The 15,156-nt window shown below is 69.4% G+C and carries 9 protein-coding genes; 6 read left to right on the top strand and 3 right to left on the bottom strand.

Annotated features, from left to right (window positions below; genetic code table 11):
- Window positions 1-149: 149 nt before the first annotated feature.
- From ACZ4XX_RS26350 to ACZ4XX_RS26340, 3 genes are all read left to right on the top strand, one after another.
- Window positions 150-1,205, top strand: a complete 1,056-nt coding sequence (locus ACZ4XX_RS26350) for an ATP-binding cassette domain-containing protein (protein ID WP_468510340.1) — start codon at window positions 150-152, stop codon at window positions 1,203-1,205.
- Window positions 1,202-2,017, top strand: a complete 816-nt coding sequence (locus ACZ4XX_RS26345; RefSeq protein ID WP_468510339.1) for an ABC transporter permease — start codon at window positions 1,202-1,204, stop codon at window positions 2,015-2,017. Before ACZ4XX_RS26350 ends, ACZ4XX_RS26345 begins: the two co-directional genes overlap by 4 nt.
- A gap of 394 nt (window positions 2,018-2,411) precedes the next feature.
- The gene (locus tag ACZ4XX_RS26340; protein ID WP_468510338.1) at window positions 2,412-2,858 is read left to right on the top strand and encodes a hypothetical protein; all 447 of its coding nucleotides are present in this window, start codon (window positions 2,412-2,414) and stop codon (window positions 2,856-2,858) included.
- Between the two features lie 143 nt (window positions 2,859-3,001).
- Here the strand turns inward: ACZ4XX_RS26340 and ACZ4XX_RS26335 are convergent, their stop codons facing one another.
- The 3 genes from ACZ4XX_RS26335 to ACZ4XX_RS26325 all read right to left on the bottom strand — a co-directional run bounded on the left by ACZ4XX_RS26335 (window position 3,002) and on the right by ACZ4XX_RS26325 (window position 9,342).
- Complete coding sequence (locus ACZ4XX_RS26335; RefSeq protein ID WP_468510337.1) at window positions 3,002-6,418, bottom strand: HelD family protein; 3,417 nt, start codon at window positions 6,416-6,418, stop codon at window positions 3,002-3,004.
- A 93-nt stretch (window positions 6,419-6,511) separates the two neighbouring features.
- The gene (locus tag ACZ4XX_RS26330) at window positions 6,512-6,886 is read right to left on the bottom strand and encodes an alpha/beta hydrolase (RefSeq protein ID WP_468510336.1); all 375 of its coding nucleotides are present in this window, start codon (window positions 6,884-6,886) and stop codon (window positions 6,512-6,514) included.
- Window positions 6,883-9,342 carry an AAA family ATPase gene (locus tag ACZ4XX_RS26325; RefSeq protein WP_468510335.1) on the bottom strand — a complete coding sequence of 820 codons (2,460 nt, stop codon included), beginning with the start codon at window positions 9,340-9,342 and terminating at the stop codon, window positions 6,883-6,885. Before ACZ4XX_RS26325 ends, ACZ4XX_RS26330 begins: the two co-directional genes overlap by 4 nt.
- A 303-nt stretch (window positions 9,343-9,645) precedes the next feature.
- On the opposite strand from ACZ4XX_RS26325, the gene ACZ4XX_RS26320 reads away from it, so the two are divergent.
- From ACZ4XX_RS26320 to ACZ4XX_RS26310, 3 genes are all read left to right on the top strand, one after another.
- Window positions 9,646-11,832 carry an N-6 DNA methylase gene (locus ACZ4XX_RS26320; protein WP_468510385.1) on the top strand — a complete coding sequence of 729 codons (2,187 nt, stop codon included), beginning with the start codon at window positions 9,646-9,648 and terminating at the stop codon, window positions 11,830-11,832.
- A 90-nt stretch (window positions 11,833-11,922) separates the two neighbouring features.
- A complete protein-coding gene (locus tag ACZ4XX_RS26315; RefSeq protein WP_468510334.1) occupies window positions 11,923-13,932 on the top strand; it encodes a type I restriction-modification system subunit M in 2,010 nt (669 codons plus the stop codon).
- The gene (locus ACZ4XX_RS26310) at window positions 13,932-15,155 is read left to right on the top strand and encodes a restriction endonuclease subunit S (RefSeq protein ID WP_468510333.1); all 1,224 of its coding nucleotides are present in this window, start codon (window positions 13,932-13,934) and stop codon (window positions 15,153-15,155) included. The genes ACZ4XX_RS26315 and ACZ4XX_RS26310 overlap by 1 nt, the downstream gene beginning before the upstream one ends.
- Window position 15,156: the final 1 nt, after the last annotated feature.

Below are 15,156 nucleotides of genomic sequence, written 5' to 3'. Positions count from 1 at the left end.
CACGGCAGGGATGGCGCCAAACGAACGCCACTCCAGCAGGGAACACCAGCAGCCCCACCCCAGCGCGCCCCCACACCCAGCTCAGCCCCATCACCCAGCTCGGCCCGGCCCCACCCCCCAGCCCCAGCCCAGAGAAAGGCCCGCAGACCATGAGCACCACGAACCACCCCACGCACACGGCAACCGCGGCGGCCGCAGCGGCCACCGCCGCCCCCGGCACGCGCTCCACAGCGATCTCCGCGACCGGCCTGCGCAAGTCGTACGGCGACAAGGTGGTGCTCGACGGCATCGACCTGCGGATCCCCGAGGGCACGATCTTCGCCCTGCTCGGCCCCAACGGCGCCGGCAAGACGACGACCGTCGAGATCCTCTCCACCCTGATCACGGCCGACGGGGGCGAGGCCCTGATCGCGGGCCACGACGTGAAGGCCGACGCCGACTCGGTACGCACCCTGATCGGCGTCACCGGCCAGTTCGCCGCGGTCGACGGGCTGCTGACCGCCGAGGAGAACCTGCTCCTCATGGCCGACCTCTACCACCTCAGCCGCGGCGAGGGCCGGCGTCGCACCGCCGAACTCCTGGAGCGGTTCGACCTGACCGAGGCCGCCCGCAAGAACGTCGCCACCTTCTCCGGCGGCATGCGCCGCAAGCTGGACCTGGCGATGACGCTCGTCGGCCGGCCGCGGATCATCTTCCTCGACGAGCCGACCACCGGCCTCGACCCGCGCAGCCGCCGCGACATGTGGGAGCTGATCAGGGACCTGGTCACGGAGCAGGGCGTGACGATCTTCCTCACCACGCAGTACCTGGAGGAGGCCGACCACCTCGCCGACCGCATCGCGGTGCTCGACCACGGCAAGCTCGTCGCCGAAGGCACGGCGGAGGAGCTGAAGCGACTGATCCCCGGCGGCCACGTACGCGTCCGGTTCGCGGACGAGACCCGCCTGGCCACGGCGGCCGCGGTCTTCGGCATCGCCACGCGCGACGACGAGGCGCTCGCGCTGCAGATCCCCAGCGACGGCACGGTCGCCAACCTCCGCGCCGTCCTCGACGCCCTGGACGGCAGCGGGGTCCAGGCGGAGTCGCTCACCGTGCACACCCCCGACCTCGACGACGTCTTCCTCACCCTCACGGGCAAGCAGAACGCCCCCACCGTCCCCGCCCCGTCCACCGCCGCCACCACCCAGAAGGAGTCGAACCGATGAGCACCGCGACCCTCGCCCCGGCCAAGCCCACCCGCTCGTACGCCCTGCGCGACTCCCTGACGATGCTGCGCCGCAACATCAAGCACATGCAGCGCTACCCGTCGATGACGATCTCGATCCTCGTCATGCCGCTCCTGATGCTGCTGCTCTTCGTGTACGTCTTCGGCGGCGCGCTCGGCGCCGGCATCGGGGCGGGCGGCGACCGCGGCGACTACATCAACTACCTGGTCCCCGGCATCATCCTGATGGCCGCGACCTCGGGTGCCGTGGCGACCGCCGTGTCGGTCTGCACCGACATGACCGAGGGCATCGTCAACCGCTTCCGCACGATGTCGATCTCCCGCGGCTCCATCCTCACGGGCCACGTCATGGGCAGCGTCCTCCAGGTCGCCGCGGTCCTGGTCCTGGTCACCGGCGTCTCCCTGGCGATCGGCTTCAGGCCCGACGCCTCGGTCGTCGAGTGGGCGGCCGCCGCGGGCCTGCTCCTCTTCCTCGCCTTCGGCATGGCCTGGCTGTCCGCCGCGATGGGCATGGGCGCCAAGACCGTCGAGTCCGCGAGCAACGCCCCGCTGCCGCTGACCTTCCTGCCCTTCCTCGGCAGCGCGGTCGTCCCCCCGGAGTCCATGCCGACGGCCCTGCGCTGGTTCGCCGAGTACCAGCCCTTCACCCCGATCAACGAGACCCTCCGCGGCCTCCTGCTCGGCTCGGACATCGGCAACGCCGGCTGGATCGCCCTCGCCTGGTGCACGGCCCTGGCCGCCCTCGGCTACTTCTGGTCCCGCGCGGTCTTCAACCGCGAGGTAACCCGCTGACCCCACCGTCCGCCCACACGAGAAGGGCCGCCCCGGGACCGATCCCGGGCCGGCCCTCCCCAACACCGCATCACCTCAGCACACCCCCACGCCCGTCCGCTACGCTGTCTCCGTCCGCCTTCGTGGGATCTGCAGGAAAATAGATCACCGCAGATCAGGACGAATGCACTGGAAGACCGCCGAACGCGCCAGGGCGTTTTTCCGAACGAGTTTCCAGGTTCGCGCAGGTCGCGCCAGGTCTCATACCGTTCACCGGCCGCCACTCGGAGTGCTGGCTGGAGCACCTCAATCCACCCCTATGGATATGCCAGCTCACCCATCCGACGGCCCAGAAGTTGCTACTCAAATAGCAGCTCGTGAGGCTTGAGATGTGACCCCTCATGCTGCCCCTTGGGTGCCCTGGCCCCGCTTCGACCGCCGCGTCTATATCCTCCTACTGGACGACCAGCGCCGACTCCTGCTGTGCGGTGGGTGCTGCGGCGGCTGGACCGTCCCGCAGGTCCGCATGACAAGCGGAGCCCGGTTCAGGGAGTCGGCTGCCCGATTCCTTGACGAGCAGTTCGGGTTGACGCATCCGCGCTTCGGCTCCGTCTACGGGTTCCGGCAGTCGAGCGCTGGCGACAACTGGGAGTTCGATCGCGTGACGGCGGCACGTGTCTTCATCGTCCGTATCAGCGACACCGAGGGGGCGGCAATCGAGCAGAGATCACCCACCCACTCTCGATGGGGTGTCGAAGACCTACGAAGATGGAGGCGGGAGATCCACCCTGAGGGCATCGTCCCGCTGACCACCGGATACATCGAGGGGTGGATTCCCGACGGCCCCATCTCTCTTTGTTGAGCGCCTGCAAGTTGTGCCCCTGGTTGCCGGGGCCAGCACTTAATCGGGGCATCAGGACTGCTCTACTTCACTCCCAACCCACGCGGTATCACCTGCGCCTGCTTCACCTGCTACAGCAGGCACAGGAGCGAACTGAACGACGGCTACTGGTGATTACTTACCCCGGAGGAGCCAAAGGCGGTGTCCGCGTTCTCGCCGCCCCAACCGGTCGGGCTGCGCCAAATGACATTGACGCGGAAGACGTCACGAATCGTGTCCACGGACCAGTCCTCGGCGGGCGGTTCGGAGAGAACGAGGTAAAGACCGTCGGCCGGCGCGGGCAGCGTGTGGTTGATCTCGAGCAGGCGGGTAGCGCCTGATCGCAGGTCCGCGTAGGTGGAGCGGCCTGCGCCCAGGGCCTCGTAGAGGAAGAGACCGTGCGGGGTGACACAGCTGACGTCGACGACCGCGGAATCGGCCGGCTGGAGGTCCGCCCAGAGAAGTGCCGACTTCAGCGCGTGGCGGACCGCCTCGTGCTTCTTGCACGTACGGTCGGCATCGGCAGCCGCTTCCAGCACGCGGAGGAAGCCGTCCTTCGTGGTCACGGCCGGTGTTGCGGCGGTGGTGTCCGCGGTGGTCATCTGTGCTTCTTCCTTCTGATCGGGTTGCGGCGGGGCGACGGGGACCGCGCCGTCGGAGTTCGGTTTCGTCTCCGTGCCGAAGCGCTCCTGAAGCTCTCGTCGTGCTTCGGCGAGGGGCCCTGCCCAGCCGGAGGCGCCCAGTTCCTCCGCGAGCCGACCTGCGTCGAAAGTTCCCTCCTTGAGCGCACGGTTGGTTGTCGCGGCAAGGTCTCGAAGAACCCCGAGTCGTTCTCTGTCCGGATCGCCGAACAGGTGAAGTACGTCGACCCAGTCGGCCTGGTCACGTCGGAGGATGCGGTTGGCCATGCCCTGGAGTTCGGAGAGGTAGCTGCGGGCCTCGGGAATGTCGCCGTCGCTGCCGGTCAGCTCTCCCAGCACGGCCAGCGCCGCGAGATAGCGCCCCGCCATCCGCTCCGAGATGGGCGACCGGCCACGCTGATCGGCGGTGAGCACCGTCTGACTCGTGTCGTTCGCGAACACCCAGCAGTCCAGCTCGTCACCCCGGCGCGGGGGAACCGAGCCCTGGCGGACGGTGAGCACGAGCGGCCGGTCGATCACCGGAGACAGCGGCCTGACCTTGTACCGGCCACCAGAGACGTGACCCAGGACCTCGACCCGGACGTCGCTGCCGATCCGGGGAAGGCCTTCCGCCGCGTCCGCCGGGCGGTCGTCGGGTGCCGCGGGTCCGGTGTCGACCGCGGCGGCGGTGAGCGCCGCCGGCAGCGGGGCGGTGTGCAGGACCGCCAGGCTCTGGGTGCTGCGGGTGAGGGCCACGTACAACTGGCCCAGTCCCGCGGGGCCGCGGTCGGCGATGGTGGCGGGCTCGATGACCAGGACGTGGTCGTACTCCATGCCCTTCGCCTGGGCGGCGGCCAGGACGGACACGGCCTCGCGGTGCCGCGCGCCGACGGCGTCGCCCTCGTCGATCCCGCGGCTGATCGCGTCCAGCCAGTCCGAGTCGTCGGGGACGATGACGGCCACGGACCGGGGGCTGCTGCCGTCGCTGGTGTGGACGAGCCGGGCCACGTGCGCGACGGTGTCGTCGAGCAGCTTCCACGGCTCGGTCGCCACGGTCCGTACGGCGTCCGCTCCCGCCTCGCGGACGGCCCGCGGGTAGGGCAGGTCCGGAGCGATCGTCCGGGCGAGCGGGGCGACGAACTCCATGATCTCGGCGGGCACACGGTAGCTGGTGCTGAGCTGGGCGACGCTCCAGTCGCCGTGGTTGGAGAGGAGTGTGCCGAGCAGGTCCCAGCTCGTCGGGATATGGGCGCCCGTCGCCTGCGCGAGGTCGCCCAGGATGGTCATGGAGCCGCCCGCGGCGCAGCGCCGCCGCAGGGAGCGGGCCTGCATGGGCGTGAGGTCCTGGGCCTCGTCGACGACGATGTGGCCGTAGCGCGGCGGGGTGTCGCCGCTGATCAGTACGCGGAGCTCTTCGAGGCAGACGTGGTCGTCGAGGGTCCACGGATCGGCGTCGGCGCTGGCGGCGCGGGCTCGCAGCAGGGCCGCCTGCTCGTCCTCGTCGAGGATGCCGTCGGCGCAGACCCGCAGGAGGTCGGCCGAGTCGTAGAGGCTGCGCAGGGCCTCCCGGGGGCCGGGAGACGGCCAGACGCGTTCGACAAGGCGCTCGACTCGGCGGTTGCGCTCCAGGTCACGGCGGATCGTGCCGGTCTGCCCGCGGCGCGGCGCGACGGCGGCGAGCTCCTGCAGGAGCCGGTCGACGAACAGGCCGCGGAAACGGTCGCGCCGCTCCCGGAAGGGCCCGTCGCCGGCGTGGGCCTGGTCGAGGAGGGCGAGGACCTCGGACTTCGGCACACGAAGGGTCGTACTGCCGGCGTTGACGACGATCCCGGGTTCGTCGCCCTTGAACGAGGGAACGGCGGTGAGGGGGTCGAGCGCCTCGGGGCGGTAATCGCTCTCGACGCGACGCCGTAGCACGGCCGCCATGCGGTCGTCCGACTTCACGAGGCGCGCCTTCGGCGAGTCGGTGCCGAGGATCTCGCCCTCCCACAGCCGGTCCAGCTGGACGGCGTTGACGTCCCGGGTGCCGAGGGTGGGCAGGACCTGTCCGACGTAGTCGAGGAACCGCTGGTGGGGGCCGATGACGAGGATGTCCTGGGCCTTGAAGTGCTCGTTGTTGACGAGCCAGGTCACCCGGTGCAGACCGACCGCCGACTTACCGGTACCAGGGCCACCCTGCACGACGAGGATGTCTGAGGGGGAACCGGTGACCAGCTCCATCTGGTCACGGCGGATGGTCTCGACGATGTCCCGCATCCGGCCGCCGCGCGACCGCTGGAGCTCCCGCAGCAGGAAGTCGTCGGGCTGGAGTGCCTTCCGCCGCTGCCGCCGCACGACGTCACCGGGGGTGGGGGCGGGCGGGCGCTCCGGGCCCTGGGGCGCCTCCGTCTCCTCCGCCACGCTGTCGTCGGCGGCTTTGCGGGGTTCCGGTACGGCGGCGAGTTCGGGCTCGGGCACGACCAAGGGCGCGGGAACGGACGCCGACGAGGAGATCTCGTCGAAGTAGCTCTCGACGACCTGCCGCACGCAGCGGAGCTGCCGGCGCAGGACCACCTCGCCCGGGTCCTCGGGCCGGGCCTCGATCCAGGTCTTCGCCAGGGGACTGGTCCACGGCAGCACCACCAGCTCGTGCGACGCGTCATGCACGCTGCGGCGTCCGATGTACCAGGGCCGGGCCTCTCCGCCCGGGTCCTGCGGCGCGTCGACGCGGGCGAAGACCAGCGCCTCGTCACCGAGCCCTCCGTACGCCGCCGCGCGGGCCTCCGCCTCGGCCCGGTTGGCGATCCCGTCCTTGCCGCTCGCCGAGGCGGTGGCGGCCGAAGTACCGCTCAGTTCGGCCAGTTTCGTGGTGTAGCAGTCGTATGCGTGATCCACCGCCCGCTGCTCGCCGGCGAGGATCTCGTCCCGAGTGGTGGTGCTCATGTGCGTCCTCCCTGCGGTGTCGGGGGACACCGCCACGGGCATGTGCCCGTACCCCGCTGAAACAACTATCAGAAACCGGACGGTGACGAACAGTCAGCGGATCAGTTCTCGGACGAGGTCGTCGGCCTCGATCCGCCAGGCCCGTACCTGGTCGTACGTGGGACCGAGCTCGTACAGGTGGTAGTGGCACCCCAGACTCAGCTGGGACCAGAGGGCCTTTGCCCGTCGCGCCGTCTCCGCCGGCACGACGGAGTGCAGGAGGAGCAGCTTGGCGCGCCCCGTGGTGCGGGACAGCCCGGGCGTCGCGACTTCCAGCACCCGGTCGACGCGGATCTCCAGCGCGGTCCGCAGCGCGAGGCAGGCGCCGCGGTGCCGGCCGGCGGTGGTGGCCTCGGCGAGTTCACCGTCGAGGAGGCGGTCGGCGGCCAGCAGCAGACCATCGACGGAAACGGGAGAGACGGTGGTCATGCGGTCACCTCCGGCTTGCGGATCTTCTGCGCCAGGTTCTCGACGTCCTTGACGAAGCGGTGGCGGTTGGGGATCGAGGCGCCGTCGGAATGGGCTCCCTTCTGGCACTGCTGGATCAGGGAGCATGCCGGGCTTCCGTAGCGGCGGCGCACCTCCTCCTTAACGTCGTTACTGCGGCTCACGTCGCCGAAGAGGGCGAAGGCCGCGACCTCCTGGAACCTCTCCGCGCTGTCGATCGCGGCCTGGAGGTCGTGTTCCGATCCACCGGTGCGGTGGTGACGGATCCACGCGACCTCCAGGAAGGCGTTCTCCAAGGCGATACGGCACAGGCCGGGCAGCACGTGGCTATACGTCTCGGCGGGAAGGCCCGGGGTGGCAGCGATGGCCCGGGCGTCGCCGATGGCCTGCGCAACCGGGTCGTCGATGCAGTCGACCTTCACCCGGGACCCCTCGCCACGCGTCACCTGGAAGACCGTGACCGGCAGCTCCTGGTCGGTGAACGCCTTCTGCAGACGGGGGTCGTGGGTGAAGACGACGATCTGCCGGTGCCTGCCCAACTCGTGCAGCACCTGGGCGAGTCCGTGCACCTTGGTCGGGTCCATGGACTGCACGGGGTCGTCGATGACGAGGAAGCCGAACGGGCTGTCCGCGGTCGTGGCCCTCGGCAGGAAGAGGGAGAGCGCGAGGGAGTGCAGCTCCCCCTGGCTCATGACGTCGAGCGCCGGGGCATCCTGGCCGTCGACGGAGGCCGCCATGACGAGCTTGCGGACGTTCGCCTTCTCACTGCCCTTCAGGCTCACGGCCGTAAGGTCGACGTTGCTCTCCTGGCGCAGGCGCTCCCAGATGCCCTGGGTGGCGTCGGTGAAGCGCTCCATACGCTGCTCCCGCAGCTCGGTGGAGAGGTCCTTGAGCCACTTCACAGCCTTGCGGAGGTTGCCCATCAGAGGCTTGTCCCGCTCGGTCTCGCGCGCCTTGTCTGCCCAGGCGGCAAGCCGGATCACGAGCGCGCGCCACCGCTCGTCGCGCTCCTCCAGCTCGCGGGCCGCGTGCCTCCTGACGGTGTCGCAGGCGTCGACGAGGACCGGGGCGGCCTCCTCGGCGCTCCTGGCGAGCTTAACGGGGTCGGTGATCTGCCGGCAGTCGGTCCACGCCTTCCACGGGTCGGCCAGTGCAACGGGGATCCGCTTGGGAGTCTCGATGAGGTTCTGGAGGTTCCGCTTGCCCGTCCGGACGGCGGCCCGCGCGTCCTCGGCGGTCTTCGCCTCGCGACGCAGTTCCGCCACCTGCCGGGAGGCACGGTCGCACCACTCCCGTCCGAGGACCCGTTCCGTTCCGCACGTCGGGCAGACGTCGTCGTCGGGGTGCCGGTCGGCGTGGGCAAGGGCCTTCTCCAGCAGGTCGGCGCGCAGCCGGGCGTTCTCGGCGTCGGTGCCGTGAAGGTCCTCCACGTCGGCGAGGGCGATCCGCAGCCGCTGGACGGCCTCCCCGACCTCCGCCAGGTCGGGCCCGTGCACCCCGGCCTCGATCTGGAGCTCGGCGAGCCGGCTGTCGTCGGCCGGGGGGAGACCGGCGACGAGCGCGTCGATGGTGTCGAGGTCCAGGGCTCCCGGGGTGTCCACGGCGAGCAGGGCCTGTACGGCGCGGTCGTCGTCCTCCAGCGCATAGAGGGCGTCCTTCAGGCCCGGCAGGGTGTCCTTCGTCTCCTTCGCGACGGCGGCGAGAGCCTTCTCCCTCGCGCTCAGCCTGTTGGTCGCGGTGGAAAGCAGGTCCATGCCGAGGATGGTGGCGATCGCGTCGTACCGCTCGGACGGCTTGCCGGTGAGCATGAGGTCGAGGTCGGTGTACGAGAGGAACGGCCGATGGTCGGCGAGGGCCGTGTCCCAGCCGGCCTCGACCAGAGGGACGGTTCCCTGGCCCGGACGCTTGAAGGTGGCCTCGGAGCTGCCGAACTCCTGGCTCGCCCAGGTCCGGGTGAGGGTGCTGTTGCCGGTGTCGCCCTCGATCGCGAGCTTGAGCTCGATCTTGGGGCTGTCGGCGTTGTGGAGGTTGTACCAGTGGCCGCCACGCGTGGCGTCCTGGCCCGGCCGGTGGGCCCGGGTACCGGTGAAGCCGACCTCGATGGCGTCGGCGAGGCTGGACTTGCCGGAGCCGTTGCGGCCCACGACAAGGTTGACGCCCGGGCGGGGGCTGAGGCTCAGCCGGGCACGGGGGCCGATGCCGCGGAAGCCGTTGACGGCGAGGGAGTCGAGGTAGACGCGCCCGACCGGGGAGGTTCCACGGGTCTCGTCCTCGCCCAGGGCCTCCTTCAGAAGCGCCTTCACGGGCTCGGTGAGTGCCGCCGCGCCCAGACGGGTCCGCACCAGATCGGCCAGGGGCGGGGGCTGGTCGGCGGGGTTCGGCCGAGTGGGGTCGGTGGGTTCATCCGCGTTCGGCTGGGGCTGTTCCGTCACGGTCATGTGCTGTCTCCCGGGGGTCCGGATGCTGCTGAGGAGGACGGGGCGGACACCGGCACGCGTGTCGGTGCGGACGTGACGCGGTACGGCGACAGGGCGCGCCACAGTGCGGTCCGCGCGGGCAGCGTCACGCTTCCACTCGGAACCATGACTAAATAAACATGACACTGAAAGCGCCGTCAAACGGCTTGACGAATTTGACGGCTGTTGTAATGTGTTAACCGTCCCTGTCCGACTGGCCCGAGAGGTGCGGAACCCCACGCCATGCCCCAGCAGCCACCAGCCCGACCGGCGCCCGCAGCGCATGTGACGGCCGCCGAGATCTCCCGTATCGCAGGGGTCACGCGCGCCACCGTCAGCAACTGGCGTCGCCGCCACGACGACTTCCCCGCCCCCAGCGCGGGTACGGAAACCAGCCCGCTCTACGACCTGCCGGCCGTCCAGGCATGGCTGCGTGGACGCGGTCACACCTCCGCCGCCGCGCCGACCGAGGAACTGCGTACGGCGCTCCGGTTGCTGGGACCCGGCTCGGGAGTGGCCGCACGGCTGTTCCCGCTGGTGGCGGCCGTGTCCCGCCGCGCACCGGAGGAGCTGGACGAACTCGCCGCCCTACCCGACGACCAGTTGATCGCCCGAGCGGAGAAGACTGCGGGCGAGCTTCCGGCCTCCCTGCCCGAGGCGGAACCGGTCCGCTACGGTCCGGACGACGCGGGCGCGGTCCGCGCGCTGCTGGGTTGCGTCCGCGAGGCGGGGCCACAGGCCGCCGCCGACGTCCTGGCCGAACGCGAACTGGATGAAGGCGCCGCCAGCGGCGTCTACCAGACCCCTAAGGGCCTGGCGCTGCTCATGGCACGACTCCTGCCCGCCGACATGTCCCGCGTTCTCGACCCCGCCTGCGGCAGCGGCACGCTCCTGGCGGCCGCCGCCCGGCAGGGCGCACGGGAGCTGTTCGGGCAGGATTCCCTCCCTGTCCAGGGCCGACGCACGGCGATCCGGCTCCTGCTCGCCGCACCCGAGGCCGAGACGGCGATCCGCGTCGGCGACAGCCTGCGCCACGACGCCTTCCCCGACGTCACCGTGAACGCCGTCCTGTGCAACCCACCGTTCGCCGACCGGGACTGGGGCCACGACGAGCTGGCCTACGACCCGAGATGGGCGTACGGACTTCCGCCGCGCTTCGAGTCCGAACTGGCCTGGGTACAGCACGCCCTCGCGCACCTGGAGCCCGGCGGCCACGCGGTCATGCTGCTACCGCCAGCGCTCGCCTTCCGTTCCTCAGGCCGCCGCGTCCGCGCGGAACTCATCCGCGGCGGGGCCCTGCGCGCCGTCGTCTCCCTTCCGGCACGTGCCGCGTATCCGCTCCACATTGGTCTTCAGATCTGGGTGCTCCAACGTCCCGAGCCGGGCGGCACGGACCGTACGACAGTGCTGTTCGTCGACGGGGAAGGCGAGCAGCGGGAGGGTACCCCGGGCACGGCCTTCGCCAGTGACACGGCCGACGCCGGCACCCGTGGCGGCTCACGCACCCGCCGCTCCGGCTCGTCCTCTTCCTCCACGACCTCCGCCGCCTCTTTCGACTGGACCGGGCTGACAGACCGGGTCCTCGGCCAGTGGACCGCGTTCACCACCGCACCCGACACTTACGCCGACGAGCCCGGCGTCGCCCGCGCGGTGCCGGTCGTCGACCTCCTCGACGACGTCGTCGACGTCACCCCGGCCCGCCATGTCCGGGCGACCGCAGCCGACATCGACCCGGCGGCCCTGGCCCGCCACGTTGACGACCTGTACGGGCAGCTGGCCGAGCAGGTCACCGCGCTGGCGGCCTCCTCCGCCTCCGGCGGGTGGCAGTCGTCCGGGGCATCGGCCCGCGAGTGGCGTACGGCGACCGTCTCCGACCTGGCACGCGGCGGAGCCCTGACCGTGCTGCGGGCAGCGACGCCCGGCACGCGAGGCTCCAAGAGCTCCGGCGCCCCCACCGTGGAGCGGCCGGTCCTCACCGCCCGCGACATCTCGGCCGGAAACCCGCCGTCCGGCACGGCTGCCGACATCCACGCGGACGCCGCGCAACCCGTAGCCGCCGGGGACGTACTCGTACGCGCCGTCGCGGGCGGCGACAACGCGGCCGCGATGACCCGGGTAGCGGACGACTGGGACGCCGGAGCCCTGCTGGGTCAACACATCCACCTCCTGCGCCCCGACCCCGCCCGCCTCGACCCGTGGTTCCTGGCCGGGTTCCTCGGCGCCGAGGACAACATCGCCTCCGCGTCGACCGGCAGCAGCCTCGTGCACGTCACACCGGGCCGCCTGCGCGTACCGCTGCTGCCCCTGGAGGAACAGCAGCGCTACGGGGAGGCCTTCCGCCGCGTGCACAAACTACGCGCGGCCGTCCGTCGAACCGCCGACCTCGCCGCCGACACCGCGGCCACCCTCACCACCGGCCTGACCGCCGGCGCACTACTGCCGCTGGGCACCCCTCATGGCCGTTCCACCTGAAACGCCCCACACGTCCCACCGCACACGACCACACTGGATCCCTGCCGTCCTCCGCCCGGACGGCGCTCTTCGGAAGGAAGCCGGGACCTCTTGAACAGCAGCAAGCACACGGAGCTGGCGAACCATGCCTGGTCCGTCGCCGATCTCCTGCGCGGTGACTACAAGCAGTCCGACTACGGCAAGGTCATCCTGCCGTTCACCGTGCTGCGCCGCCTGGAATGCGTCCTGGAGCCGACGCGCGAGAAGGTCGTCGAGACCGTCGCCAGGTTCGCCGGCCAGGAGATCGACACCGACCACTTCCTGCGCAAGGCCTCGGGTAACTCCTTCTACAACAAGAGCGACCTCACACTGCGGAAGATCGCGGCTGACCCGCAGAACGCGGCGAAGAACCTGCAGATCTACGTCGGCGCCTTCTCCGACAACGCACGCGAGGTCCTCGACAAGTACGAGTTCAACCAGCAGGTCAGGAAGCTCGACGGCGCGAACCTGCTCTACCAGGTCATCGGCAAGTTCACCGACCTCGACCTGCACCCCGATGTCGTGCCCAACCACAACATGGGTTACATCTTCGAGGAGCTGATCCGCCGCTTCGCCGAGCAGTCGAACGAGACCGCGGGTGAGCACTTCACCCCGCGCGAGGTCATCAAGCTGATGGTGAACCTGCTGGTGGCGCCCGACGCGGACATCCTCAGCCTGCCCGGTGTCGTCCGTACGGTCATGGACCCGGCCTGCGGCACGGGCGGCATGCTCAGCGCCGCCGACGACCGCATCCTCGCCCTCAACCCGGACGCGACGGTCGAGGTGTACGGGCAGGAGCTCAACCCCGAGTCCTGGGCGATCTGCCGCTCCGACCTCATGATCAAGGGCCAGGACCCGGAGAACATCCGCTTCGGCAACTCCTTCTCTGACGACGGCCACGCCCGCCGCAAGTTCGATTACATCCTCGCCAACCCGCCGTTCGGCGTGGAGTGGAAGAAGGTCAAGGAGGAGGTCGAGTACGAGCACAAGTCGCTCGGCGACGCCGGCCGCTTCGGCGCCGGCCTACCGCGCATCAACGACGGCTCGCTGCTCTTCCTCCAGCACATGATCTCGAAGATGAAGCCGGTGGACGTGAACGGCGGGGGCGGCTCCCGCATCGCCATCGTCTTCAACGGCTCCCCGCTATTCACCGGTGCGGCCGAGTCCGGCGAGTCCAACATCCGTCGCTGGATCCTGGAGAACGACTGGCTGGAGGCGATCGTCGCCCTCCCGGATCAGCTCTTCTACAACACCGGTATCTCCACGTACTTCTGGATCCTCACCAACCGCAAGGACGCCGACCACAAGGGCAAGGTCGTCCTGCTCGACGCGCGCGACCAGTGGGTGAAGATGCGCAAGTCGCTCGGCGACAAGCGCAAGGAACTCGGCGACGGAACGAACGGCCGCCCCGACCACATCGGGGACATCACCCGGCTGTACTCGGAGGCCCTCCAGGTCGCCAAGGACCCCGGGCACCCGCTGCACAGCAAGGTCAAGATCTTCGCCAACGAGGACTTCGGCTACCAGCGCATCACCGTGGAGCGGCCGCTGAAGCTGCGCTTCGAGGTCACGGAGGAGACCCTGTCCGCGCTGGCGGAGGCCAAGCCGGTGGCCAAGCTGGAGCGGAGCGAGGAGTTCGTGGCGGCGGTGCGTACGCTGCTCGGCACGTCCTGGACGACGAAGTCCGACGCGTTCATCGCACTCAAGGACGCGGTTGTCGCGGCCGGCCTGACGTGGCCGTCGGGAGCGCCGTTCACGAAGGCGGTCCGGGAGACCATCGGCGTCCGGGACCCGGAGGGCGAGGTCCAGAAGATCAAGGGTGCGTCGGAGCCGGACGCGGACCTGCGGGACTACGAGAACGTTCCGCTGGGCGAGGACGTCGAGGACTACCTCAAGCGCCAGGTGCTGCCACACGTTCCGGACGCATGGATCGACCACGCGAAGACGAAGATCGGTTACGAGATCCCCGTGACGCGGCACTTCTACGTGTACCAACCGCCGAGGCCGCTGGCGGAGATCGACGCGGAGTTGAAGTCCCTGGAGGCGGAGATCCAGGTCCTGCTGGGGGAGGTGACGGATTGATGTCTTCCTACCCTACGGTCAAGCTTGGACGCGTGGCCCGGATCATCAGCGGGGTGGGATTTCCTCACTCCTTCCAAGGGCAGGAGTCCGGCGAGTACCCATTCCTGAAGGTTTCAGATCTTTCTACACAAAGGAGTGGCTACAGCGTCATCGGAGCACAAAACTGGGTCAGCCGTGGAGACATCAGCACACTCGGCGCCCGCTTGGCCCCAACTGGCTCAGTAGTCTTCCCTAAGGTCGGCGCAGCTCTTCTCAAGAACCCTCGGCGACTACTGCGGCAACCGTCAGCAATGGACAACAACTTGATGGCTGTCGTACCTCAAGTGGGCGATCCTCGCTTCTGGGTCTATGCGCTGTCACTGATCGATCTCAGCGAGTTGGCCGGCTCCGGCCCACTTCCGTACGTCAACGAGGCACAGATTCGAGACCTGCGAATCAGCTTTCCTGACGAGCGGGAGCAGCGCCACATCGCCGACTTCCTCGATATCGAGATCAGCAAGGTTGATGACCTGGTCTCCAAGAAGGAACGACTGGTTTCCCTCATGAACGAGCGCATCGACAGTCAGGTACTCCAGCATGTGGGATCCAGCCAGCTGGTAAATCGGGCAACCGGCCACCCCACGTTGCCTATTCGGCGGATACTGACCAAAGTAACCCGACCCGCGGTCGCCAATTCGGGTATCATCACAGCATATCGAGACGGCCAGGTAACGGAGCGAAGCCTGCGTCGCGCGGAGGGTTACACCCTTTCGGCTTCTGCCGATCCACAGGGACAGAACGTCCGGGTAGACGATGTGGTCGTTCACGGACTCGATGGCTTTGCGGGAGCCATCGGCGCCTCTGAAGCCATCGGGAATTGCAGTCCTGTCTACCATGTGTGTACCCCCATTGGTAGTGGAGACGCACACTTCCTGGGTCGGCTTCTTCGCCTGCTGGCTCTCCAGGGATACCTCGGTAACTTTGCAACCAGCACACGTGAGCGGGCAGTCGACTTCCGAAACTGGGATCTCTTCGGACGGATCCCCATCCCGATCGTTTCTCCCGACGAGCAGCGTGAAATTGGCGATCGGATCACAAAGCTGCGCCCGCTGCGTGAACTGGTCACGCGCTCCGCATCCCTGGCGGCCGAGCGCCGCCAAGCCCTGATCACCGCCGCCGTAACCGGTCAGTTCGACGTATCCACCGCCAGCGGGCGCAACGTAACGGACGGAGTCACCGCCTAGC

Source organism: Streptomyces sp. NPDC029956 (genome assembly GCF_055574655.1).
This window is presented reverse-complemented; position numbering and strand designations above follow the sequence as displayed.

What these genes read in the sequence shown, in the direction of transcription:
- ACZ4XX_RS26350 (WP_468510340.1), top strand. Translation starts at nt 150, where the DNA reads ATGAGCACCACGAACCACCCCACGCACACGGCAACCGCGGCGGCCGCA.
- ACZ4XX_RS26345 (WP_468510339.1), top strand. Translation starts at nt 1,202, where the DNA reads ATGAGCACCGCGACCCTCGCCCCGGCCAAGCCCACCCGCTCGTACGCC.
- ACZ4XX_RS26335 (WP_468510337.1), bottom strand. Translation starts at nt 6,418, where the DNA reads ATGAGCACCACCACTCGGGACGAGATCCTCGCCGGCGAGCAGCGGGCG.
- ACZ4XX_RS26330 (WP_468510336.1), bottom strand. Translation starts at nt 6,886, where the DNA reads ATGACCACCGTCTCTCCCGTTTCCGTCGATGGTCTGCTGCTGGCCGCC.
- ACZ4XX_RS26325 (WP_468510335.1), bottom strand. Translation starts at nt 9,342, where the DNA reads ATGACCGTGACGGAACAGCCCCAGCCGAACGCGGATGAACCCACCGAC.
- ACZ4XX_RS26310 (WP_468510333.1), top strand. Translation starts at nt 13,932, where the DNA reads ATGTCTTCCTACCCTACGGTCAAGCTTGGACGCGTGGCCCGGATCATC.